Origin of the sequence: Massilia atriviolacea, from assembly GCF_003953935.1 — a bacterium.
Classification (GTDB): domain Bacteria; phylum Pseudomonadota; class Gammaproteobacteria; order Burkholderiales; family Burkholderiaceae_D; genus Telluria_A; species Telluria_A atriviolacea.
Window position 1 is genome coordinate 87,206 of the sequence record NZ_RXLQ01000020.1, and the last position, 21,299, is coordinate 108,504.

Below are 21,299 nucleotides of genomic sequence, written 5' to 3' on the forward strand. Positions count from 1 at the left end.
ATTACTTCACAGCGATGGTGCAGCTACGGCCAGCCCAGCTCACGCTGGTCGGCAGCACTTTGGCGCCGCTGTAAGCCAGTTGCATGCCGAACTCGACATTGCCGCCGGCGGCGATGGTCGCGTTCCAGCCAGCCGGGGTGGCGCTGAATGCACGGCCGCTCTGGGTCACGACAGCACCCCACGAGTTGGTCAGGGTCACGTCGCTCGACGCGGTCCAGTTCAGTGCCCAGCCGGTGATCGGCGCGGTACCGGTGTTACGCAGGGTAACGCGCGGCACCTGGCCTGCGCCCCAGTCGTTGGTGGTGTCGAAGTCGACAGCGCAACCGCCGGTCTGCACATCTTTGTCCGCTTCGGTGGCGACCGCGTTGACGGTCGTTGCCGTCGGTGCGCTCACGGCGAAGGTGGCGCTGCCGTTGAGCGTGTCGGCGTCGACGGCGGCGGCAATCGTCACCGGCTGGGTCACGTTCCAGTTCGCTGGCGTGAAGGTCAGCGTGGCGCCGCCGGCCAGCGACAGGTCGGTGTCGCCGCTCAGACGGGCGACGCTGACCGTGACATTGGCTTTTGGCGCCGCACCCAGGCGGACCTGGAAGGTGCGCGATGCGCCTTCCGGTACCGACAGCGGTGCGCCGGTCACGACCAGCGACACCGGAATGACGACGTCGCGGTCGGCTTCGGTTGCCACCGTCGTGGCGCTCAGGTAGCCAGGCGCCGTGAAGGTGAAGTTGGCGCTGCCGTTGACTGCATCGGCATCCGGCGCGGCGCTGATCCCCACGGCCTGCTGCACGTTGTAGTTCGCCGGGGTGAACAGCAGGCTGGCCTGCGGTGCGCTCAGGTCGACGTCGCCGCCGGCCGCCTTGGCGACGGCCACCGTGACGTTGGCGGCAGGCGCTTTCGACAGGCTCACGCTCACGCTGGCGGTGCCGCCTTCCGGCACGCTGACGGCGTTGGTGCTGGCCACGATCGACGGCGTGCTGGTGCCGCCGACGATGTTGGCGTAGTCAGCCAGCGCATTGGCGATGTCGGCCTGGGCCCAGAAGCGGTGGTAGCGCCAGGTCGGTGCCGGACCGCCATCGAGGTAGGCTTTCAGCTTCGGCCACTGCGGATCGTCCTTGTATTTCGGACGGATGCTCAGGAACGTCGCGCTCGAATCGATCACAGCGCCCTGGGCGTTGGTGCCGGTCCAGCCCTGTGGAATGTACACGCCCGAACCCGTCGCCGGATCGTAAGGCTGGGTGAAGCGCTTGTAGTCGGCGCGCGTTTCGTCGACCACCAGGCCGACCGAATCCTGGTGCTTGGCCCACATGCGGTCCAGCAGCTGCTTGGCCAGCGCTTTTGCCGGCTCGTTGTTGGCTTTGGCGCCGTAGTAGATCAGGGTACGGGCCAGGGCCGCTGCGATACCGACGTCGTTGGTGCTGTCGACGATCTTCACGCGCAGGCCGGCATTCGCGCCGGGCGCCGCCGCATTCCAGGTGTCGGGCGCGCCGCTCCATGCCAGGGTGTTCGGGATGGTGTAGGTGCCGTCCGCTTTCAGGACCGTGTTGGCCGATGCCCAGGCAACCCATTTGTCCAGGACCGTCTTGGCGCGCGCGTCGCCGCTGGCGTAGTAGTATTCGGCGACGCGCTGCATCGACCAGGCCTGGAAGCCGAACCAGGTGTTCGACGCCGGATCGTGGTAGACCGGTTTTTCATCGTAGAACATGCCGTGGAAGGTCGGCGTGCCTGCCGGTGGGGTCAGGTAATCGCCGCCCCAGCTGTTGGTCGCGCCGCCGGCGATCGCGCCGTCAGCCGATTGCAGCCAGCGGTAGAATTCCATCTGGCGGGTCAGGCTCTTGCCCCAGTCGCCAGCGGCGGTCGGCGACAGCGGCTTGAATTCGGCCTGGGTCGACAGCGCCCATGCGGCCAGCGGATTCTGGTAGCCGAAGTGGTTGTGGCTCGAACCGATGCGCCATGCCCAGCCGGCGTTGGTGTCGGTCGCGCCGCCCCATGCGTAGTACCAGCTCATCAGGTAGTGCTGATTGTCGCGTTCGCCTTGAGCATTTTGCTGGCCATTGCCGCCTGGGCACGAATTGGCGTTGGTGCAATTGCCGATTTTCTTGAAGTACTTGTCGAACATGGCGTAACGCAAGAAGTCACCCATCTTCGCGGCTTTGGCGACCAGGTCGGCCACTTGCGCGCTCTTGCCTTGCTCCTTGGCCCAGACCGACGCCCAGTACACGGCTTGCACGGCGCGCGCATCGGCGTCGGGTGCGTTGGTGTAGCGGAATTGCTTGGCGCGGTTATTGTCGCCGATGAACAGGCCGAGGAAGCCTTCGCCGCCGCCGTTTTTGCCCCATTTAAAGGTTTCGCACGATGGGTGCGGGACGGTTTCCCAGACCGATTCCTGCGAACCGCGCTGGAAGGTGTTGATGTACGACGGACGCGTGGTGCCGTCGCCGCATTTGCCGTAGCCGTACCAGTTATCCACGTCCAGCAGCCAGTGCATGCCGTAGATATTGCTGGTCCCGTAGGTCGATTTCAGTTCGTTGGCGATCGGATCCTGGCCGACCGGTACGCCGCCGTTCAGCGGCGCCGGGTAGCTTTTCGGCAGGTCGTATTCGGCCGCGTAGGTGGCCGGCTTGCCCGGATTGTAGAAGTTGTTGGTCGGCTGGTCCGACTGCGATGGAATGATGTACTTTTCCATGTTGGCCCAGGCCGCGTTCAGCGGACCCCAGTCGCCGGTGGCGCGGCCGTACTGCGCCTCCATCCACAGCCAGTAGCTGTACGCTTCCGAGGTGGTTTCGTGGCCGTGGTCCGGCGCTTCGACCATCAGCGTTTCGATCGAGTGGTACGGCACGCCTTCCTTGCTGAAGTAGCCGTTCGCAGGATCTTTCATCTTCTTGTACTGGGTCAGGAAGCGCTGCGTGTATTCCGCATCGGCGGCGGCGTGGGCCGTTGCCATCATCGGCAGGCTGATCGCGGCGGCGGATGCGGCCGTGATCGACAGGGCCAGCAGGCCGCGCATCGCGCTGCGCGCCAGGTTGCGGCCGCTGCCGCTGTTACGCAGGGCGTTGGTCACCGCGTTCAGTTTAATGTTGGACATCGAATTCATTCAGGAGTCTCCTCGCAATTGTCGTACTTTATGGCGTCCGTGATGCACGTACGCCGGCATGGTTGTCGCCGTCTTTCCGGATGCACCGGTGCGGATGGCGCTTGTTTCAGTGTTTCCCGCGTTCCGGTCCGTGGCGGGCGGCCACGGCGCGGTTCGCGTTGCGCCGGCCGCCGCCTGCCGAAGCAGGAAGCAACTTGCGCCCGAAGACAGGTGGATGCCTTCGTTGCCCATGTGCGCCGCACCTTCCACTGCCCAGAGCAAGGCTGCGGCGCCCACGGCGCCTGTGCGGCGGAGCCGGCCATGCCGTCCCCGCATTACACAGGCTTGAAAACGTTTTCAACTCTTTTCCAAAAAAAACGATCAACCGACCGTTTTTTTGTCGAATCTCCGTGGCGACGGACGTGTCCGGGCCAAGGCACACCATCGGATAACAAATTCATCTTGTCGCCTAGGTATTGACGCAATGTATCGCCTGCAAAGGTTAAATGTCAAGAACGCAAAAATGTCGTTTTTTGCATTGCACATATAGCAATTGCTGGGCGAAAACAGGAGTGTCGATGGGGGAGCATTTCGGAACCGTTTCCAGAAAAAAGAACAAGTAGCGCCTTCAACGGCGGGGCTTTCATGGATTTCATAGAAAAACAGGCCCGAAACGACGCAAAATAATGATGCTTACTGTTCAAGATCACCTGCGAAAAAGAAATGTTAAATTCCTTGGCGTTCCTATGTCGGGTGGGTCGCTGAACAGCGTGCGAGAGCGCCAGACATGCGTGGCGAAAAAGTGACGCTTTAAAATTTGACAACCCTTGAAATCGCTTTCATGCTAAATAATTCTTTACTTGTGCGTTTTCTGCCGGGCAAGCGGAAAAGTGAGCTTATTTGCACCGGCTCCGGTGCTAACATCCGCGTGTTCATGCAGGCGAAGTGGGACGTGGTGCCCATCGGCGCCGGCACCCAGCCCTGTCTGCGCGCCCGCATCCGCACGCCGCACCGCATGCGCATGCTCTGACACCACTCACCAAGGAAACCGAACGATGAAGTTCATGAAATTTGCCGTCGCCGCCGGCGCCGCGCTGGGCTGCACCATGGCATACGCCGCCAAGGTGACCGAACTCAAACCGACGGAGGTCGATGCCTTCCTGTCCCGGCCCGGCTACGTGGTGGTGCAGCTGACCTCGCCCGATCGCGGCTGCACCTACTGCATCGGCGCCGACCGGACCTTCGACCAGGCGGCGGCCGAATCGAGCGCACCCGATACCGTCTTCGCGCGCGTGCAGTGGCCGCTCTGGCACAAGGCGCCGAACCTCGGGTCGCGCATCGGCACCGGCGGCGTGCCGCGCCAGATCGTGTTCAAGGATGGCAAGGAGCAGCGCCAGGCCGGCGGGCGTCCGCAAAGCGCGAGCGCGCTGCTGGCCCATATCGACAAAATTCGCCAGCTGCCGCCGGCGCCGGGCAGGGATGTGACCCAGGATTCCATGCCGGAGCCGGCCGCGCCGGCGCCGCAGACACCGCTGACGGCAGCCCAGCAGGACGTGCTGCGCCTGTACACGCGCAAGGACCTGTTCAAGGAACTGGTGGCGGCATGCGGCAAGGTCACGCCGCCGAAAGCGGTCGCTTATGACCGGGCCCTGCAAACGTGGACGGTGGCGCATGCGGCCGCGCTCAACCAAGCGGCCATGCTGAAACTCTCGCGCACCAGCCGCGCCGACGCCAGCGAAGAAACCGCGCTCGCGCAGCGCGACATGCGCGATATGGAAGCGTGGATGGCGAAAGAGCTCAACATGACCCGTGCCAGGGGGCCGGACGCGCACAGTTGCGGCGTCCTCGCCGCCCATCTGGAAGCCGGCAAGCCTTAATCCGGGTGGCCGTGCGCGCGGTGGGTCATCGCGTGCGCCGCCTCGCGCAGCAACTGGGCGGCGCGCTGCGCATCGCGCGGGTAGCCCAGCGCGCCTTCCTGCACGTACATCGCCATCTGCTGCAGCGCTTCCGGGTGCTCCAGGTCCGCTGCCGCCTCCAGCCAGCGGCGCGCGGCCGCCAGGTCCGCCGCACAGCCCTCCCCCGCCGCCAGCATGGCCGACAGGGTGAACATGGCCGGCGCATGGCCGCGCCGCGCGCTCGATGCGATCAGCGCGAAGGCCTGCGTCGGCTCGCGCGCCACGCCGATGCCGTTGCGGACCATGCGCCCCAGGTCATACGCGGCTTGCGCATCCTGCGCCGCCGCCTGCCGCAGGCGCGCCACGTCGCCGCCGTCGAGCGGCTGCGCATGCACCGCGCCGCCGGCCAGCAGCGCCGCCAGCAAGCAGCTCCGGATCATTTCGACAGGTCGAGCGCGTACAACGCAAAGCCCTTGCCCATGCCATCGTCGGCGCGCACTTGCGACACGTTGGCAAGGCCGGCCTGCTGCGCCAGCGGCAGCAGGCCCGGCGCCGAATGGAACACCACCGGGCCGGCGGTGCGCACCCTGGCAAAGCGCCAGCTGCGCTGCTGGCCGTGCTGCGCGCGCGTGAGGTGCCTGACGTCCTTGATGTAGGCGATCAGGACCTCCCGGTTGGCGTCCGGCGCCGCCACGGCGGTCTTGCTGCCGTCCAGGCCCGGAAAACCGCCGCCGCCGCTGGCGCGGTAGTTATTTGTCGCCACCAAAAATTCGTTCGAGGCATTGACCGGCTTGTCGCGGAAGCGCAGGTTCTTGATGCGCTGGCCCGGCACCTTGGTGACGTCGATCTCGTAGCTGACGTCCTTCGACGTGATGGCGTCGAAGTTATAGGTCGGGAAGGCGGTGTTGATCAGCTCCTGCGGCGTGGCCAGGTCCGGGTCGATGGTGTTGAAGCGCCCTGCCGCGTGTTCCAGCCAGGCTTTCAGCTCGCCGCCATTGACCTTCACCGCGTACAGCGAATTCGGATACAGGTACAGGTCGGCCGCATTGTTGAGCGCCAGGCTGCCGGCTTTCACGTCGGTGTAATCGGTCACGCCGGCGCTGCCGCCCTTGAACGGCGACGCCATCGACAGCACCGGCAGCGCCGCGTACTGCGGCAGGTTGGCCTTGACGTACTTCGCGACGTACTCGGTCTGCGCCTGGTTGACCACCGCAATCGCCGTCACGTCGCCCACATCGGCAAAATAGCTGGACATGCGGAAGTCGGTCGCCCCTACCGGCGTCTTGACGTAGCGGATGGTCGCCTCGTGCTCGCCCGCGACCAGCGCCGCAATCGCCGGATCGGGCGCGACGAACGATTTGTCGGCCTGCTGCGCGGCGCGCGCTTCCACGGTGGTCTTGCTGCGGTCGACCACCCAGCGCTGGCCGTCGTACGACAGGTGCAGGCCGATCACGCCGAGGTGCTTGCCCCACAGGTTGGCCATCACGGTGGGCACGCCGTTGACCAGGCCCTTGACCTTGTCCACGCCCGGCAGGTTGAATTGCGGGACGGTGCTGGCCGCGTTCGGGAACGGCAGGTGCGAGTGCCCGATCAGCATGGCGTCGATGCCGGGCACCTTGGACAAATGCCAGTTCCCGTTTTCCATCGACGGCGCGTACGTGCTGTCGTCGAGGCCGCCGTGCGAGATCGCCACCACCAGGTCGGCCCCTTGCGCGCGCATTTCGGGGATGAACTTGGACGCCGTCTCGCGCAGCCCTTCGGTGTAGACCTTCCCTTCCAGCCAGCGCTTGTCCCACGACAGGATGGTCGGCGGCGCAAAGCCGATGATGCCTACCTTAAGCGTCGTCGTCACCGGCTTGCCGTCGGCGTCCGTCGCCGTGATCTGCTTGTCGATGATGCGGTACGGCGCGAACAGCGGCCTGGCGGTCTTGATGCTGTAGACGTTGGCCAGCACCTGCGGAAAGGCCGGGCCGGCGCAGCGCGGCTTGCTGGCGTCGACGCCATCGACCTCGAAGCGGTTGCCGGTCACCTGGCTCAGGTACGCCAGGCCGTAATTGAATTCGTGGTTGCCGATCCCGCCGCCGTCGTAAGCGAGCCTGTTCATCACCTTGTAGATGGCCAGCGTCTGCTCGCACTTGAGCGGATTGGCCAGCGCCTGGTAGTCGGCCAGCGCGCTGCCCTGGATGGTGTCGCCGTTATCGAACAGCAGATTGTTCGGAAACTCGCGGCGCGCCTGCGCGATCAGGGAGGCGGTGCGGTCCAGGCCCAGCGACGGTTCCGGCGCCAGCTTGAAGTAATCGTATCCGAGCACGTTCGAATGCAGGTCGGTCGTTTCCATCACGCCGACGACGGCCGTGGCCCCTTTGGGCGGGGTGGCGGCAGCGGCGGCGGCGCAGAACATCAGGGGCAGGACGGGAATGCAAATTTGATAACGCATAGGGGCGATTTTCGGCGAGTGGCGGGGGCTAATTCGCGCCATCATACGCAGCGCCGCCACACCGATCAAGCCGGGTACGCGGCGAGGACCGGAAATGTGGCGCGCTGGGGTATAATCGAAGGTTCGATTTAACCAATTCAATAAGACCGGAAACGCCATGGAAGCCGAACGCATTAACGCCCTCTCCGCCCTGCTCAACGACCTGACGGATCGTGAAGCCGAACTTCGGAGGTATCTTTGACTTCGATAAGAAGTCGGAGAAGCTCGAACAAGTCAACGAAGAACTAGAAGATCCGACCGTCTGGAACGATCCGAAACGCGCCCAGGCGCTCGGTAAGGAGAAGAAGGAGCTGGAAGGCGTCGTCCATACCCTGATCAAGGCGGACGCCGACCTGAAGGACGCGAACGACCTGTTCGCCATGGCGCGCGAAGAAAACGACGACGACACGCTCGAAGCGGTCATCGTCGACGCCGACGCCATCAAGGCCGTGGTCGAAGCGATGGAGTTCCGCCGCATGTTCGGCAACCCGATGGACGCCAATAACTGCTTCATCGACATCCAGGCCGGCGCCGGCGGTACCGAAGCCCAGGACTGGGCCTCGATGCTGCTGCGTCAATACCTGCGCTACTGCGAACGCAAGGGCTTCAAGGTCGACATCCTGGAACAGTCCGACGGCGAGGTGGCCGGCATCAAGACCGCCACCCTGAAGGTCGAAGGCGAATACGCCTACGGCCACCTGCGCACCGAAACCGGCGTGCACCGCCTGGTGCGCAAGTCGCCGTTCGACTCGGCCAACGGCCGCCATACCTCGTTTACCAGCCTGTTCGTGTACCCGGAAGTGGACGACTCGATCGAGATCGACGTCAACCCGGCCGATATCCGCGTCGATACGTACCGCGCCTCCGGCGCCGGCGGTCAGCACATCAACAAGACCGACTCCGCGGTCCGCATGACGCACGGCCCGACCGGCATCGTGGTCCAGTGCCAGAACGACCGCAGCCAGCACCGCAACCGCGCCGAAGCGATGGAAATGCTCAAGGCCAAGCTGTACGAGCACGAACTGCGCAAGCGCATGAGCGAACAGCAGAAGCTGGAAGACTCGAAGACCGACGTGGGCTGGGGCCACCAGATCCGTTCCTACGTGCTCGATCAGTCGCGCATCAAGGATCTGCGCACCAACTTCGAAACCGGTAACACCAAGGGCGTGCTGGACGGCGACCTGGACGACTTCATTTCGGCCTCACTCAAGCAAGGCGTGTAATCCATGACCGCTACCCGACGCGCATTCATCTTCGACATGGACGGTACCATCGTCGACAATATGTCCTTCCACACCGAATCCTGGATTGCGTTCTTCCAGCGGCGCGGCAAGGACATCGACGCCGACGAATTTTTCCGCACCACGGCCGGCCGCCAGGGCAAGGAAATCATCCGTGCCGAGATGGGCGAGCACCTGGACGACGATGAGGTGCGCGTCCTGAACGACGAAAAGGAACTGGTCTATCGCGAGCTGTACGAACCGCACCGCAAGACCGTATCCGGCTTCGACGAGCTGATCGCGCTGGCCAAGGAGCACCAGGTGGCGCTGGCCGTGGCCACCGCCGCGCCCAACGCCAACATCACGTTCACGCTCGATGGCCTGGACCTGCGCCGCCATTTCGACACCGTGGTCGGCGCGGCCGATGTCGCGCGCGGCAAGCCGCATCCGGACGTCTTCCTGCTCGCGGCCGAGCGCTGCGGCGTCGCGCCCGAGCACTGCATCGTGTTCGAAGACGCGCCGCTGGGCGTGGAAGCGGCGCGCCGCGCCGGCATGCGCGCGGTGGTGCTGACCACCACCCTGCCGGCCGACGCCTTCGCCGAATTCGACAACGTCATCCACATCGCCAGCGATTTTTCCGAGCTGACGATCGACGAACTGTTTTCCTCCTGATTTACATTCGCAACAACTTATATATAGCGATACTTACCATGACTACGGACACCCAAGACCAGGCACCCGCCCCGGCAGATGAAAACAAACTGATCGCCGAACGCCGCGCCAAACTGGCCACGCTGCGCGAAGGCGGCATCGCCTTTCCCAACGATTTCCGTCCAAAACACAAGGCCGCGCAACTGATCGAGGAATTCGGCGGCAAGACGCGCGAAGAACTCGAAGCGACCGAGGTGCCCGTGGTCCTGGCTGGGCGCATGATGCTCAAGCGCGAAGCCGGCAAAAAAGCCGTGTTCGCGACCCTGCAGGATTCGTCCGGCCCGCGCGCCGACGGCCGCATCCAGATCTACGTCACGCTCGACAAGACCGGCGAAGCCGCCATGGAAGCGCTGAGCCACTACGACCTGGGCGACATCCTCGGCATCGAGGGCACCCTGTTCAAGACCAAGACCGACGAACTGACGGTCAAGGTATCCACGCTGCGCCTGATCACCAAGTCGCTGCGCCCCTTGCCGGACAAGTTCCACGGCCTGTCGGACCAGGAGACCAAGTACCGCCAGCGTTACGTGGACCTGATCACCAACGACCAGGCGCGCCGCACCTTCAAGGCCCGCACCGCCGCGATGTCGTCGATCCGCCGCTTCATGGAAAAGAACGACTTCATGGAAGTCGAAACGCCGATGCTGCACGCCATTCCCGGCGGCGCCGCCGCCAAGCCCTTCATCACCCACCACAATGCGCTGGACATGGAAATGTTCCTGCGTATCGCGCCGGAGCTGTACCTCAAGCGCCTGGTGGTCGGCGGCTTCGACCGCGTGTTCGAAGTGAACCGCAACTTCCGCAACGAAGGCGTCTCGCCGCGCCACAATCCCGAATTCACGATGATGGAATTCTACGCGGCCTACACCGACTACCAGTGGATCATGGACTTCACCGAAGCGGTGATCCGCCAGGCCGCCATCGACGCCCACGGCACCGCCGAACTGACCTACGGCGGCAAGCCGCTCGACCTGTCCAAGCCGTTCCGCCGCATGACCATCGTCGGCGCCATCAACGCCTACGCGCCGCATTACACCGCGCAACAGCTGCAGGATGCCGAATTCCTCAAGGCCGAACTGCTCAAATTCGGCGTCAAGCCGTTTTCGACGGCCGGCCTGGGCGCGCTGCAACTGGCGCTGTTCGAAGAAACCGCCGAAGCGCAGCTGTGGGAGCCGACCTTCATCGTCGACTACCCGGCCGAAGTGTCGCCGCTGGCGCGCGCCTCGGACACGGTGGCCGGCATCACCGAGCGCTTCGAGCTGTTCATCGTCGGGCGCGAGCTGGCCAATGGTTTTTCGGAGCTGAACGACTCCGAAGACCAGGCCGCGCGCTTCCTGGCGCAGGTCGAAGCGAAAGATGCGGGCGACGACGAAGCGATGTTCTACGACGCCGACTACATCCGCGCGCTGGAATACGGCATGCCGCCAGCCGGCGGCTGCGGCATCGGCATCGATCGCCTGATCATGCTCATCACCGATTCGCCGAACATCCGCGACGTGATCCTGTTCCCGCACCTGCGCCGCGAAGAATAAGGCAAGCGTCACAAGCGAAAGGCGGGCGCCATGCCCGCCTTTTTTTTCGCCCGTCGTTCCCGGCCTCTGCGGCCCCCTTGGCGGGAACCCAAGTTTTCGGCGCGGGCGGTGGCTGCGGACCGAACTTGGGTTCCCGCCTTCGCGGGAACGACGGTGGCTTCTATTACCGCCTGCGCAGGAACAGCCTCCACCATACCCCGCCGTTCGAGCAAACATTCTAGCGAACGCGCCTCCCCTGTCGGTAGACTCCTTGCATCGATTGCAATATTGCAAACACAGCGAGGAAGCCCATGAGTACCGCCACCTACGTCCCCTACAACGACAACCTGGAACAAAAACAGGAAAACGAAGACCAGATCATCGACAGCGTGGTCGAATCCATGATGCGCGTAAACACCCGCGTCTTCGACAAGCACCGCCACGCCAAGCGCGACGCCCACGCCAAGTGCCACGGCGTGCTGACCGGCCACGTGACCGTCTACGACAATCTGCCGCCGCACCTGGCGCAGGGCGTGTTCGCCCGTCCCGCCACCTACCCGGTCGTGATCCGCCTGTCCACAGCGCCCGGCGACATCCACAGCGACAAGCTGCCGTCGCCGCGCGGCATGGCGATCAAGATGCTCGGTGTCGACGGTCCGCAATTGCTGCCGAACCGCCAGGACGCCACGACCCAGGACCTGCTGCTGGTGAACCACCCCGTGATCGCCTTCGGCCACGCTAGCGCCTACCTCAAGACCCAGAAGCTGCTCGAAAAGCACGCCGACGATCCCGACATGGTGCGCCGCATCGTCGCCGCCCTTGCGCGCGGCGGCAGCAAGGCCCTGCACGCCCTCGGCATCGACAATCCCGTGGTGGACACGCTCGGCGCGCCGAACAACCACATCCTCGGCGAGACCTTCTTCAGCATGGCCGCCGTGCGCTACGGCGACTACGTGGCCAAGCTGTGCGCCGCGCCGCTGTCCGACAATGTACGCGCCCTCACCGGCCAGCCGCTCGGCGACGACGCCGACGACTCGGCCCTGCGCAACCTGGTGGTCGACTTCTTCAACGGCCAGGGCGCCGAGTACGAACTGCGCGCGCAGCTCCTGACAGACATCGAGAAGATGCCGATCGAAGACGCCTCGATCGAGTGGCCGCAGGAAGACTCGCCCTACCAGCCGGTCGCCAGGCTCACCATCCCGCCGCAGCAGGCCTACAGCCCGGCGCGCCGCGTATTCGCCGACGACGTCTTGTCGTTCAACCCGTGGCACTGCATCGAGGCGCACCGTCCGATGGGCTCCATCATGCGCGCGCGCATCAAGGCATACGAGGCATCGTCCAAATTCCGCCACGAGATGAATGCGCAGCCGCGCATCGAGATCGACAGCATCGGCCAGGTGCCCGATTAAGCAGTACCGCAGTACAGCAGTTCAGTAGTCAGCACCACGTATCACCTTTTTTATCAAGACCAAGGAGCAATCATGAGCGACACCAACCCACAAAACAAATCCTCTACCGACCTCGCGGAAATCAAGCGCAAAGTCCAGGAGGTCCTTGGAGACGCCCCCGACCTGCTCAAACTCGCGCTGGAGAACATGCTGCGCGAGCAGGACCCCAACACCGAAGGCCATGCCGGTTCGGCCGGCCGCATCGGCCGCCAGTCCGGCAAGATCTCCGAACTGACCGCCATGGCCAAGCTCAAGCCGGGCGGCGCCGACCGCCTGCGCCGCATCTTCAAACTGGTCAACGGTAACTTCAACGGCGCGCAAAAGGTCTCGACCCTGCACGACATGCGTTTCGTGTTCTTCGAAAACGATACCAGGATCCTGTTCGCGACCACCTACGACGGCGACTGGGATACCTACATCGAAGACTTCGCGACCAAGATCCCCGACCTGATGGACCTGCTGTTTTCCTCGGTCGAAGGCTGGCCCGGCATCACCGATCCGGGCGTGAAGGACTTCATCGCCAGCCACCAGATCACCGCCGACGGCTGGTACGTCGCCAATCCCAATCTGTCGGTCGTGGAAACGCGCCGCCTGCAAAAGCAGAACGACGCGCTCCAGGAATTCCTGGACAAGATTGCGTGAGGCGCCCATGACATTCATCGATAAACTCAAGAACCTCGTTCATCCGTCGCCGGCGCTGGAGCTCGACGACATCCAGGCCACCATTCTCTTCAAACGCCCGGACCCGTACTACGGCACCCATGTGCTGCTCAAGATCGACGACGCCGCCGGCGGACGCGCGCTGCTCTCGCGCCTCGCCCCGCATGTGCGCAGCGCCGCCGACGCGCGCACCAACAAGGCTGCCTGGATCGCCGTGGCGCTGAGCCACGCGGGCCTGGTGGCGCTGGAGATTCCCGCCGATTCGCTGGCCAGCTTCCCGGCCGCCTTCCGCGAAGGGATGGCCGCGCGCGCCGAGCGCCTGCGCGACAGCGGCGCCAGCGCACCGGCCAACTGGGAAGCGCCTTACGGCAGCGGGCAGGTACACGTGACCGTATCGATCTTCGCGCCGGACGAAGCGTCGTGGAAGCATGCGCTGGCCACCGCGCAGAAGGAGTTCGACAACGTCCAGGGCGTGACCCTGCTCGGCATGCACGACTTCGGCGCGCAGCCGGACAGCCTCAATCCCTTCGGCTACCGCGACAACATCAGCAACCCGGCCATCGACGGCGGCATCGAAGAGCTGCTGCCGGGCCAGGGCGACGCCATCAAGGCGGGCGAACTGATTCTCGGTTATCCGGGCGAATCCGGCGTGCCGCTGGCGATGCCGCAGCCCGACGCACTGGGACGCAACGGCACGTTTGTCGTGATCCGCAAGTACCAGGCCGACGCCGCCGCCTTCAACCGCTTCCTGCGCGATAACGCCGACGACGAAGCCGGCCAGGAACTGCTGGCCGCCAAACTGGTGGGCCGCTGGCGCAGCGGCGCGCCGCTCACGCTGGCGCCGGAAAAAGACGATCCCGCCCTCGGCGCCGACCCGAAGCGCAACAACGACTTCACGTACAAGGACGACCAGGCCGGCCTGCAGGCGCCGCACGGCTGCCACATGCGCCGCATGAATCCGCGCGACAGCAAGCTGGCGGTGCTGACCGACGTGAACCTGCACCGCATCATCCGCCGCAGCACCACCTTCGGTGCGCCGTGGCGCGCGGACCTGCTGGAGGACGACGGCCAGGAACGCGGCCTGTTCTTCATCGGGATCAGCGCAAGGGCGCCGGAGACGGTGGAGTTCATGCAGCAGGAGTGGGTCGACCATGGCAACTTCATGGACCTGGGCAAGGAGCGCGATCCCATCCTCGGCCAGCAGGATGAGGACAGCACCTTCACCATCCAGAAGCGGCCGGTGCGCCAGCGTATCCACGGCATCCAGACTTTCTGCACGGTGCGCGGCGGCGAGTATCTGTTCATGCCGAGCCTGACGGCGCTGCGCTGGCTGGCGGGCGAAGGGCGCAATCCGGCCTGATCGCCGCCAGGCATGTTACCCGGGGCGACGGCGCTGCTCGCCGCCCCGGCCGGCCGGACCAGCATGGCGCCCGGCGCGGGCAGCGCCCCATCCAGGCCGGAACTCAAATGTCAAAGTGTAACTTGTACTCAATTAGCAACATCCTGTCGCGCGTCCTGCTGTCACTGGTATATTGCCTGTCTTGATATTTTTGTAATTCAATGAAGGCAAATCCATGAACAAATTCGCTACGAGTGTGGTGATGGCCGCCGCGCTGGCTTCACCGCTGCTGGCCCACGCGCAGATTCGCGCCGAGGGTAGCGTGACCAATTTCTCCTACACCCTGATCGACTTGTTGCCGGACGATGGCATTGCCCCGTCGCTCACCATCGCCTATCGATCGAATTATCCCGGCGCCAGCACGGCCTCCGGCGAGGTCAGCCAGAATTCCACCTTCGAACCATGGTTTACCGACAGCCGCAGCCAATTCACGACGCCGTTCAACCGCGACGTCGCCGCCAGCATCGGCACGCGTGCAGGCACGGCAAGCGCGAGCACGACAGGCGCCGATTTCCAATCCTTGCAATTGCATGCTGCGGCATCGACCACCAGCATCGCCGCGGCAAGCCGGGCGGCGAATGGGAGCGCCAGCTCCACCATCACCGAGTTCGTGCTCTCGCCGGGTACGCAGGTGTCGTTTTTCGCGGATTTTAACGCCGGCACCTCGACCACGCTGCCAGCAGGCAATGTACTTCGGGAATATGCACGAACCTACGCGTCGTTTTCATTAAATGCCGATGCGCAAGACGGGTGGAATGGATTTACATCGACTTTCAGCGAGGCCGTCGCATCGAACTGGGCATTCCCCAACAGTCCTGCGGCGACGGACTCGGTGAGTGAGCGCCTCTCGCTTACGCTCGGCAACACTTCGCTGTTTTCATCCACTCTGACGCTGGGCATTTCCTTGAGCTCGACTGTGCAGGTGTATGACGCCAGCCCGGTGCCGCCAAGCCCGGTACCTGAGCCGGCCACCACGGCCATGCTGCTTGCCGGTCTGACCCTGGTCGCCGGCGCGGCCCGTCGCCGCCGCAAAGTCCAGGACCAGTGAACGATTGCCGGACAGCGCCGCACATGGCGCGTCCGCCCGATGGTCGCGCCTGCCCGGGTACCGCAAAGGCGCGCCGCATTCCCGTTTAAAACACGCTCATTTTTCATCCAGGACTGATCATGAAGACATTGCTTACCAAGCTGGCAGTCGCCGCCACGCTCGCCGCGCCGCTGTGCGCCACCGCGCAAGTCAGTGCCAGCGGCACATTCACCAATTTTTCGTACACGCTGATGGACCTGCTGCCGAACGACGGCATCGCGCCATCGCTCTCGATCAAGCCGCGCAATCCCAACCCGCTTGCCTCGTTCGCGCGGGCCGACATCAACCAGAGCGGAGCACGCACCACGCGCGACATCAACGACGACAGTAGCGGCGCGCTGTACAGCCGCCCGCTCGATGCCAGCCTGTCGGTCCGCCAGGGCGCCGTAACCTCGACCATCAGCGGAGGCAATTTCCAGAGCCTGAACTTCGACGCAGCCGCGTCGACCACGGGCAGTGCCGGCTACGACCGGTCGGCGGTCGCGTCGACCTCCATGCTGATCGATGAATTCGTGCTCTCGCCGGGCACGCAGATCAGCTTCTTCGCCGACGCCAGCGGCAGCGTGGCGACCTCGCTGCCACGCACCAATCGCCTGAACGAAGATGCAAGTATCAAGGCTACCATGCGCTTCGACGGTATGCTGCCCGACTGGTATCCCGATGTGAGCGCGACGTTCAGCTTGACAGCGCCGAGGTTCACCAGCGACCCGAACCTGCCCTTCTCGCAGTCGGGAAGCGAGCGCTTGTCGATCATGTTCCAGAACACGGAGTCGAGCGCGGCAAACTTGAAACTATCGATCGGCTTGTGGGTCAGCGCCGCATCGGTCGACACGACGCCATCGGCCAGTCCGGTGCCGGAGCCGTCGACCTATGCGATGCTGATCGGCGGCCTGGCGCTGGTGGCTGGCGCGGCGCGCCGCAAGCGGGCCGCTCGCGCCTGACGGCATTGGGGCAATTGGCGCAGCGTTGCGCCAATTCGCCGGCGCCCTACTCAGGCATCTTGGCAAACCCCACCGCCAGCCGGTTCCACCCGTTGATGGTCGAAATGAGGAACGTCAGGTCGACCATCTCTTCGGCGCTGAACTGCTGCGCCAGTGCGGTGTAGCTCTCGCCGGTATCGGGCTGCTGCGCCAGGCGCGTCATGGTTTCGGTCCAGGCCAGCGCGGCCCGTTCGCGCGCCGTGAAGAACGGCGTTTCACGCCATACCGCCAGCGCATGCAGGCGCCGTTCGGTCTCGCCGCCCTTGGCGGCATCGGTCGCATGCATGTCCACGCAAAACGCGCAGCCATTGATCTGCGAGCTGCGCAGGCGCACCAGTTCTGCCAGCGGTTTGTCGATGCTCGAGGTGGCGATGTACTGTTCCAGCGCCATCCAGGCTTTGACGGCTTTCGGTGCGGCGGTGTAAAAATCGATGCGTTGCATGTTGATTCCTTTTTTGTGAGATTGATTGGCAGGCCTTACAATCATTAGACGAAGCTGCCGCAGCGTTTGTGACAGCCAGCCCAAAAAAAGAATGAACGATATTTTCACCAGCCAGTTTCACCAGGTCCGGCCGCGCCTGTTCGGCATCGCCTACCGCATGCTCGGCTCGCGCGCCGATGCCGACGACGCCGTGCAGGACGCCTGGCTGCGCTGGAACGCCAGCGACACCCGCGCAACCCTGTCCAGTGCCGAGGCGTGGCTGGTCACCGTCGTCACCCGCCTGTGCATCGACCGCCTGCGCAGCGCGCTGCCCGAGCGCGAGGCCTACATCGGCCCGTGGCTGGCCGAACCGATCGTCACGCGCGCGGCCGACCTGCCCGAGGCGCGCCTGGAACTGGCCGGCGACATCTCCATGGCCTTCATGCTGATGCTCGAACGGCTAGGTCCCGAAGAACGCGCGGTCTTCCTGCTGCACGACGTCTTCGACTGCGGCTACGCCGACATCGCCGCCGTCGTCAAGAAGACCGAGGCGGCCTGCCGCCAGCTGCTGCACCGCGCGCGCGAACGGGTACGCGCCGACAAGCCGCGCTTCGCGATGACCGACGCAAGCCACATGGAGCTGCTGGGACGCTTTGTCGCGGCGGCGCAAGGCGGCGAGCGCGCGCAGCTGGCGCAATTGTTCGCGCCGGACGCCAGCTTCCGCGCGGACGGCGGCGGCAAGGTATCGGCCACCATCAACATCGTGCGCGGCGCCGACAAGATCGCCCGCTTCTACGAAAGCATGGCGCGCAAGTACGGCGCCACGACCACCTTCGAACACGCAATCGTCAACGGCGAGCCCGGCCTGCTGCGCCTCGTCGACGGCAAGCTCGATTCGACCATGTCGTTCGACATCGAGGATGGCCGGATCGGCGCGATCTACGTCGTGCGCAATCCCGACAAGCTGCTGCGCGCATCGTGACGGACGGCGCCGCATCTCCCCTGGCACGCCTGCGCGGCATGGTGGCCGAACGCGCCGTGGACGAAGGCCGCACCGATGCCATCTGGCCCGGCCTGCGCTACTACCGCTTCTCGAGCCCCATCCGTTACGACAAAACCCAGACCCTCGCACCGGGCATTGTGGTCGTGCTCCAGGGCCGCAAGAGCGCGCGCCTTGGCGCCAGCACCTTCAGCTACGACGAAATGAGCTGCCTCGTGCTCGGCGCCGAAACGCGCTGCGACGGCACCGTGGTCGAGGCCAGCCCGGGCCAGCCCTACCTCGCGATCCACATGGACCTGCCGCCCGAGCTGCTGGTGAAGACCTTCATCGCGCTGGCCGACACCGCTCCCGCGCCCAACGGCGGCACGGTCCCGAATTACGTCGCCCCGGTCGACGAGCGCGTGCTCGACGCCTTTACGCGTCTGCTGCCGGCCACCGATCACGCCATCGACCGCGCCACCATCGCCCCGCTCGTCGTCGAAGAGATCGTCGTGCGCCTGCTGCGCTCGGACGCGGCAAGCGCCATCCGCGACGCGGCGGCGATCAAGCGTTCGGCCGCGCGCATCCAGAAGGCGGTGCAGCTGATCCAGCAGCATTTCCGCCGCCCGCTGGGCATCGCCGAACTGGCCGACGCCGCCGCGATGAGTCCCTCGCACTTTGCCCACACCTTCCGCGAGGTGGCCGGCCTGGCGCCGATGCACTTCCTGCGCAATACGCGCCTGGACCAAGCCCGCGTGCTGCTGCTGGCCGGCGGCAAGCGTCCCGGCGAGGTGGCGGCCATGACCGGCTTCGACAGCGCGGCGCACTTCACGCGCGAGTTCAAGCGCCGCTACGGCGCCCCGCCGGCGCAGTATGCGCGCCAGCTCGCAAGTGCGCAGCCGCAGTCAATATAAGCGCAGCCAGGGTGCTGGCGGCATGGCGCGCCCGGGCCTATCGTATGCGTACGGCCGATCCGCGGCCGCAACCACCGCACGCAAAGCGAAACAGCCATGACCGCCACCACCTTCATCATCACCTTTACCACCCGGCCCGACGCCGCGAACGATTTCCGCGCGATGCTCGACGGTGTCAAGCGCGACCTGCCCAGCGTGGCCGGCTGCCGTGGCGTGAGCATCTTCCGCGCCGTCGACGATCCGGCCGTGTTCACCCTGGTCGAAGAATGGGACAGCCAACAGGCGCACAAGGCCCACATCGACCGGCTCACCAGCTCCGGCGCATGGGACCCGATTGCCGCCTGCCTGCTGGAGCCGCCATCGGGGCGCTACGCCAGCGCGCTGTAAACAAGCGGCCGAAAAGCGCCCACTTGACTTCGTGGAAACGTTAAAATGCTGGCATGCATTTCGATCAATCCCTCCCGCGCAGGACGAGCCTCTCCCTGATCCTGTCCGCACTCGTCGCGCTGCCGGCGACGGCGCGCGCCGAACAACCGGCTGTCGTGACAGTCAGCGCCAGGAAGGAACCGGTCGTCAAGAAGCTCGACAAGACGGTCCACGACGTGTCCGACATGGCCAGGGCCGCCAACGGCACCGCGCAAGACGTCCTGCAGTCGACGCCCGGGATCGCGCTGACCGCCGACGGGCAGATCGCGGTCAAGGGCAATTCGCAGGTCACGGTCCTGGTCAACGGCAAGCCGACCGCGATGATGGCGGGCGACGAACGCGCGGTGGCGCTGCAGACCATGAGCGGGGCCGACATCGCCAGCATCGAAGTGATCACCAATCCCTCCGCCGCCTACAACGCCAATGGCGGCGCCATCGTCAACATCGTCCTGAAGCGCAACCGCAAGCCGGGAACCCGCGCGCAGGTCCAGGGAAGCGCTGCGGACCACGGCCTGTGGAACGTAGGCGCGTCCGGCGACCTGACCCGCAAGGACTTCAGCGTGAACGGCAGCGTGGCCTACCGCCGCGACGGCACGCAGAAATTCCGCCGCTCGGCAGTCGACTGGAACAATCCGCTCAATGGCGACGCCGGCAGCACCTTGCAGACGTCCGGGATTTTCGTGCGCCGCAAGGTGGAAAGCGCAGCGCTGGGCGTCGACTACATCCTCAGCGACAGCGAGAGCCTCAGCCTGGCGACGCGCTACAATGCGCGCCGCTCGCATCCCCGCCTCGACACGCTCAACGCGACTCGCGACCACGCGGGCCAGCGCATCTTCCATCGTATTTCGGAAGGCCCGAACGAGCAGTCCGACAACAGCGCCAGCCTCGGTTACAGCCGTCAGGACAGCGCCAGCGCGCTCAAGGCCATGGTCCAGCGCAGCGAAACGGATACCCTGATCGACAAGTCGTACAGCGACGTCTACGTCGCGCCGGCGCGCACTGCCAGCGACAGTCGCGGAGCGACGCGCTCGGCGCGCCAGCTGACCCAGGCCACGCTCGACTGGAGCCGCGCGTCCGGGCATGGCCAGTGGGGCATGGGCGTGGATCTCCAGGACGAGGTCAACGACCTGGCCAACTACCAGGCCTCGGTCGACAGGGTGAGCGGCGCCGAGACGCCCGACCCTGCCACGACCAACGGCTATGCGGTAGCGACCACGCTCGGTGCAGTCTATCTGACCGACCAGATCAGGCACGGACAATGGGAAGCGCTGCTCGGCGGACGCTTCGAACGCATGGCGCTGCGCGTGCGCCCGGCGCAGGGCGCCGGGCAGCGAGGCCACTGGCAGGCATTCAATCCCAGCATGCACCTCAAATTCGCCGCCAGCGACAGCACCGAACTAACGCTCAGCTATCGCCGCAGCCTGCAGCGCCCCGACCCGCGCGACCTGAATCCGTTCACGACCTACATCGATGCGCAAAACCTCAGTCGCGGCAATCCGGGCCTGCAACCCCAGCGCCTGACGTCGTGGGAAATCGGCGCCGACACGGAGATGGGAAAGCTGAGCGCCAGCGTGAGCGCCTTTCACCGCACCAGCGCCGATACGGTGGCCGATGCGCGCAGCTTCGCCGACAAGGTGCTGGTGACGTCGAAGCAGAACGGCGGGCAGGCACGCTCCGCCGGCATGACCGGCTCGCTCGACTGGAACCCGGATGCGGCGCTGCGCTTCGGCGTGGACGGCGGCATCTACCGCGTGGCGCTGACCACGCCCGACCTGCATGGCCCGGTGCGCCAGGACGGCACTGCGGGTTACATGAACCTGCGGGCGAGCTACAGCGCGGGGGCGGACAATGTCTCGCTCGACGCCCACGGCCAGTCCTCGGCCATCACGGCGCTGGGCAGGCAGGGATCGACCAGCAGTGTGAACCTGAGCTGGAAGCGGCAATTGACGAAGACGCTCAGCCTGACGGTGAACGCCAGCGACCTGTTCGACGGCAGCAAGCGCAGCTACCGGACCGACGCGAGCACCTTCCGCCAGGCGGGCTACGACCATTTCGTCGCGCGCCGCCTGTACGTCGGTTTCGTCAGGAAGTTCGAATGACGCGCA

18 protein-coding genes are annotated in these 21,299 nt (G+C 65.2%); 14 read left to right on the plus strand and 4 right to left on the minus strand.

What is annotated here, in order from left to right; genetic code table 11:
* Window position 1: 1 nt before the first annotated feature.
* A complete protein-coding gene (locus EJB06_RS27260) occupies window positions 2–3,079 on the minus strand; it encodes a glycoside hydrolase family 48 protein (RefSeq protein ID WP_229427316.1) in 3,078 nt (1,025 codons plus the stop codon).
* A gap of 805 nt (window positions 3,080–3,884) precedes the next feature.
* Here EJB06_RS27260 and EJB06_RS27265 point away from each other — a divergent pair.
* Both EJB06_RS27265 and EJB06_RS27270 read left to right on the plus strand, forming a co-directional pair.
* Window positions 3,885–4,097 carry a hypothetical protein gene (locus EJB06_RS27265; protein ID WP_126077178.1) on the plus strand — a complete coding sequence of 71 codons (213 nt, stop codon included), beginning with the start codon at window positions 3,885–3,887 and terminating at the stop codon, window positions 4,095–4,097.
* Between the two features lie 25 nt (window positions 4,098–4,122).
* Window positions 4,123–4,944: a thioredoxin family protein gene (locus EJB06_RS27270; protein ID WP_126077179.1), complete on the plus strand. Its 822-nt coding sequence runs from the start codon at window positions 4,123–4,125 to the stop codon at window positions 4,942–4,944.
* On the opposite strand, the gene EJB06_RS27275 is transcribed toward EJB06_RS27270, so the two are convergent.
* Window positions 4,941–5,402, minus strand: coding sequence for a tetratricopeptide repeat protein (locus EJB06_RS27275; RefSeq protein ID WP_126077180.1), 462 nt, complete (start codon window positions 5,400–5,402; stop codon window positions 4,941–4,943). The genes EJB06_RS27270 and EJB06_RS27275 overlap by 4 nt on opposite strands.
* A complete protein-coding gene (locus tag EJB06_RS27280; RefSeq protein WP_126077181.1) occupies window positions 5,399–7,399 on the minus strand; it encodes a bifunctional 2',3'-cyclic-nucleotide 2'-phosphodiesterase/3'-nucleotidase in 2,001 nt (666 codons plus the stop codon). The genes EJB06_RS27275 and EJB06_RS27280 overlap by 4 nt, the downstream gene beginning before the upstream one ends.
* 157 nt (window positions 7,400–7,556) lie before the next feature.
* On the opposite strand from EJB06_RS27280, the gene prfB reads away from it, so the two are divergent.
* The 8 genes from prfB (at window position 7,557) to EJB06_RS27320 (ending at window position 16,415) form a co-directional block, all read left to right on the plus strand.
* Window positions 7,557–8,661, plus strand: a protein-coding gene (gene prfB / locus EJB06_RS27285; RefSeq protein WP_126077182.1) for a peptide chain release factor 2 whose coding sequence is annotated in 2 segments (ribosomal slippage) — window positions 7,557–7,637 and window positions 7,639–8,661 — 1,104 coding nt in all. Because the reading frame shifts where the segments join, the coding sequence is not laid out codon by codon here.
* A 3-nt stretch (window positions 8,662–8,664) separates the two neighbouring features.
* Window positions 8,665–9,330 carry an HAD family hydrolase gene (locus EJB06_RS27290; RefSeq protein ID WP_126077183.1) on the plus strand — a complete coding sequence of 222 codons (666 nt, stop codon included), beginning with the start codon at window positions 8,665–8,667 and terminating at the stop codon, window positions 9,328–9,330.
* Between the two features lie 38 nt (window positions 9,331–9,368).
* Window positions 9,369–10,901 (plus strand): lysine--tRNA ligase, encoded by a 1,533-nt coding sequence (gene lysS / locus EJB06_RS27295; protein ID WP_126077184.1) that lies wholly within the window; start codon window positions 9,369–9,371, stop codon window positions 10,899–10,901.
* A gap of 290 nt (window positions 10,902–11,191) precedes the next feature.
* Window positions 11,192–12,289, plus strand: a complete 1,098-nt coding sequence (locus EJB06_RS27300) for a catalase family protein (protein WP_126077185.1) — start codon at window positions 11,192–11,194, stop codon at window positions 12,287–12,289.
* A gap of 72 nt (window positions 12,290–12,361) precedes the next feature.
* Complete coding sequence (locus EJB06_RS27305) at window positions 12,362–12,970, plus strand: hypothetical protein (protein WP_126077186.1); 609 nt, start codon at window positions 12,362–12,364, stop codon at window positions 12,968–12,970.
* A 7-nt stretch (window positions 12,971–12,977) separates the two neighbouring features.
* Complete coding sequence (locus tag EJB06_RS27310; protein ID WP_126077187.1) at window positions 12,978–14,348, plus strand: Dyp-type peroxidase; 1,371 nt, start codon at window positions 12,978–12,980, stop codon at window positions 14,346–14,348.
* A 214-nt stretch (window positions 14,349–14,562) separates the two neighbouring features.
* On the plus strand, window positions 14,563–15,435 hold the full coding sequence (locus EJB06_RS27315) for a PEP-CTERM sorting domain-containing protein (RefSeq protein WP_126077188.1): 873 nt from the start codon (window positions 14,563–14,565) through the stop codon (window positions 15,433–15,435).
* Between the two features lie 119 nt (window positions 15,436–15,554).
* On the plus strand, window positions 15,555–16,415 hold the full coding sequence (locus tag EJB06_RS27320) for a PEP-CTERM sorting domain-containing protein (RefSeq protein WP_229427317.1): 861 nt from the start codon (window positions 15,555–15,557) through the stop codon (window positions 16,413–16,415).
* Window positions 16,416–16,461: 46 nt separating this feature from the next.
* Here the strand turns inward: EJB06_RS27320 and EJB06_RS27325 are convergent, their stop codons facing one another.
* Complete coding sequence (locus tag EJB06_RS27325) at window positions 16,462–16,896, minus strand: carboxymuconolactone decarboxylase family protein (protein ID WP_126077189.1); 435 nt, start codon at window positions 16,894–16,896, stop codon at window positions 16,462–16,464.
* 91 nt (window positions 16,897–16,987) lie between these two features.
* On the opposite strand from EJB06_RS27325, the gene sigJ reads away from it, so the two are divergent.
* The 4 genes from sigJ (at window position 16,988) to EJB06_RS27345 (ending at window position 21,293) form a co-directional block, all read left to right on the plus strand.
* Window positions 16,988–17,857 carry an RNA polymerase sigma factor SigJ gene (gene sigJ / locus EJB06_RS27330; protein WP_126077190.1) on the plus strand — a complete coding sequence of 290 codons (870 nt, stop codon included), beginning with the start codon at window positions 16,988–16,990 and terminating at the stop codon, window positions 17,855–17,857.
* Window positions 17,854–18,768: an AraC family transcriptional regulator gene (locus EJB06_RS27335; protein WP_229427318.1), complete on the plus strand. Its 915-nt coding sequence runs from the start codon at window positions 17,854–17,856 to the stop codon at window positions 18,766–18,768. The genes sigJ and EJB06_RS27335 overlap by 4 nt, the downstream gene beginning before the upstream one ends.
* 96 nt (window positions 18,769–18,864) lie before the next feature.
* Window positions 18,865–19,155, plus strand: a complete 291-nt coding sequence (locus tag EJB06_RS27340) for a putative quinol monooxygenase (RefSeq protein WP_126077191.1) — start codon at window positions 18,865–18,867, stop codon at window positions 19,153–19,155.
* A gap of 53 nt (window positions 19,156–19,208) precedes the next feature.
* A complete protein-coding gene (locus EJB06_RS27345; protein ID WP_126077192.1) occupies window positions 19,209–21,293 on the plus strand; it encodes a TonB-dependent receptor in 2,085 nt (694 codons plus the stop codon).
* Window positions 21,294–21,299: the final 6 nt, after the last annotated feature.

Excerpts from the sequence above, each read along its gene's own strand:
- EJB06_RS27270 (WP_126077179.1), top strand. The coding sequence starts at position 4,123 with ATGAAGTTCATGAAATTTGCCGTCGCCGCCGGCGCCGCGCTGGGCTGC.
- EJB06_RS27345 (WP_126077192.1), top strand. The coding sequence starts at position 19,209 with ATGCATTTCGATCAATCCCTCCCGCGCAGGACGAGCCTCTCCCTGATC.
- EJB06_RS27305 (WP_126077186.1), top strand. The coding sequence starts at position 12,362 with ATGAGCGACACCAACCCACAAAACAAATCCTCTACCGACCTCGCGGAA.
- EJB06_RS27280 (WP_126077181.1), bottom strand. The coding sequence starts at position 7,399 with ATGCGTTATCAAATTTGCATTCCCGTCCTGCCCCTGATGTTCTGCGCC.
- sigJ (WP_126077190.1), top strand. The coding sequence starts at position 16,988 with ATGAACGATATTTTCACCAGCCAGTTTCACCAGGTCCGGCCGCGCCTG.
- EJB06_RS27260 (WP_229427316.1), bottom strand. The coding sequence starts at position 3,079 with ATGTCCAACATTAAACTGAACGCGGTGACCAACGCCCTGCGTAACAGC.
- EJB06_RS27340 (WP_126077191.1), top strand. The coding sequence starts at position 18,865 with ATGACCGCCACCACCTTCATCATCACCTTTACCACCCGGCCCGACGCC.
- lysS (WP_126077184.1), top strand. The coding sequence starts at position 9,369 with ATGACTACGGACACCCAAGACCAGGCACCCGCCCCGGCAGATGAAAAC.
- EJB06_RS27290 (WP_126077183.1), top strand. The coding sequence starts at position 8,665 with ATGACCGCTACCCGACGCGCATTCATCTTCGACATGGACGGTACCATC.
- EJB06_RS27275 (WP_126077180.1), bottom strand. The coding sequence starts at position 5,402 with ATGATCCGGAGCTGCTTGCTGGCGGCGCTGCTGGCCGGCGGCGCGGTG.
- EJB06_RS27320 (WP_229427317.1), top strand. The coding sequence starts at position 15,555 with ATGAAGACATTGCTTACCAAGCTGGCAGTCGCCGCCACGCTCGCCGCG.
- EJB06_RS27325 (WP_126077189.1), bottom strand. The coding sequence starts at position 16,896 with ATGCAACGCATCGATTTTTACACCGCCGCACCGAAAGCCGTCAAAGCC.
- EJB06_RS27300 (WP_126077185.1), top strand. The coding sequence starts at position 11,192 with ATGAGTACCGCCACCTACGTCCCCTACAACGACAACCTGGAACAAAAA.
- EJB06_RS27315 (WP_126077188.1), top strand. The coding sequence starts at position 14,563 with ATGAACAAATTCGCTACGAGTGTGGTGATGGCCGCCGCGCTGGCTTCA.
- EJB06_RS27310 (WP_126077187.1), top strand. The coding sequence starts at position 12,978 with ATGACATTCATCGATAAACTCAAGAACCTCGTTCATCCGTCGCCGGCG.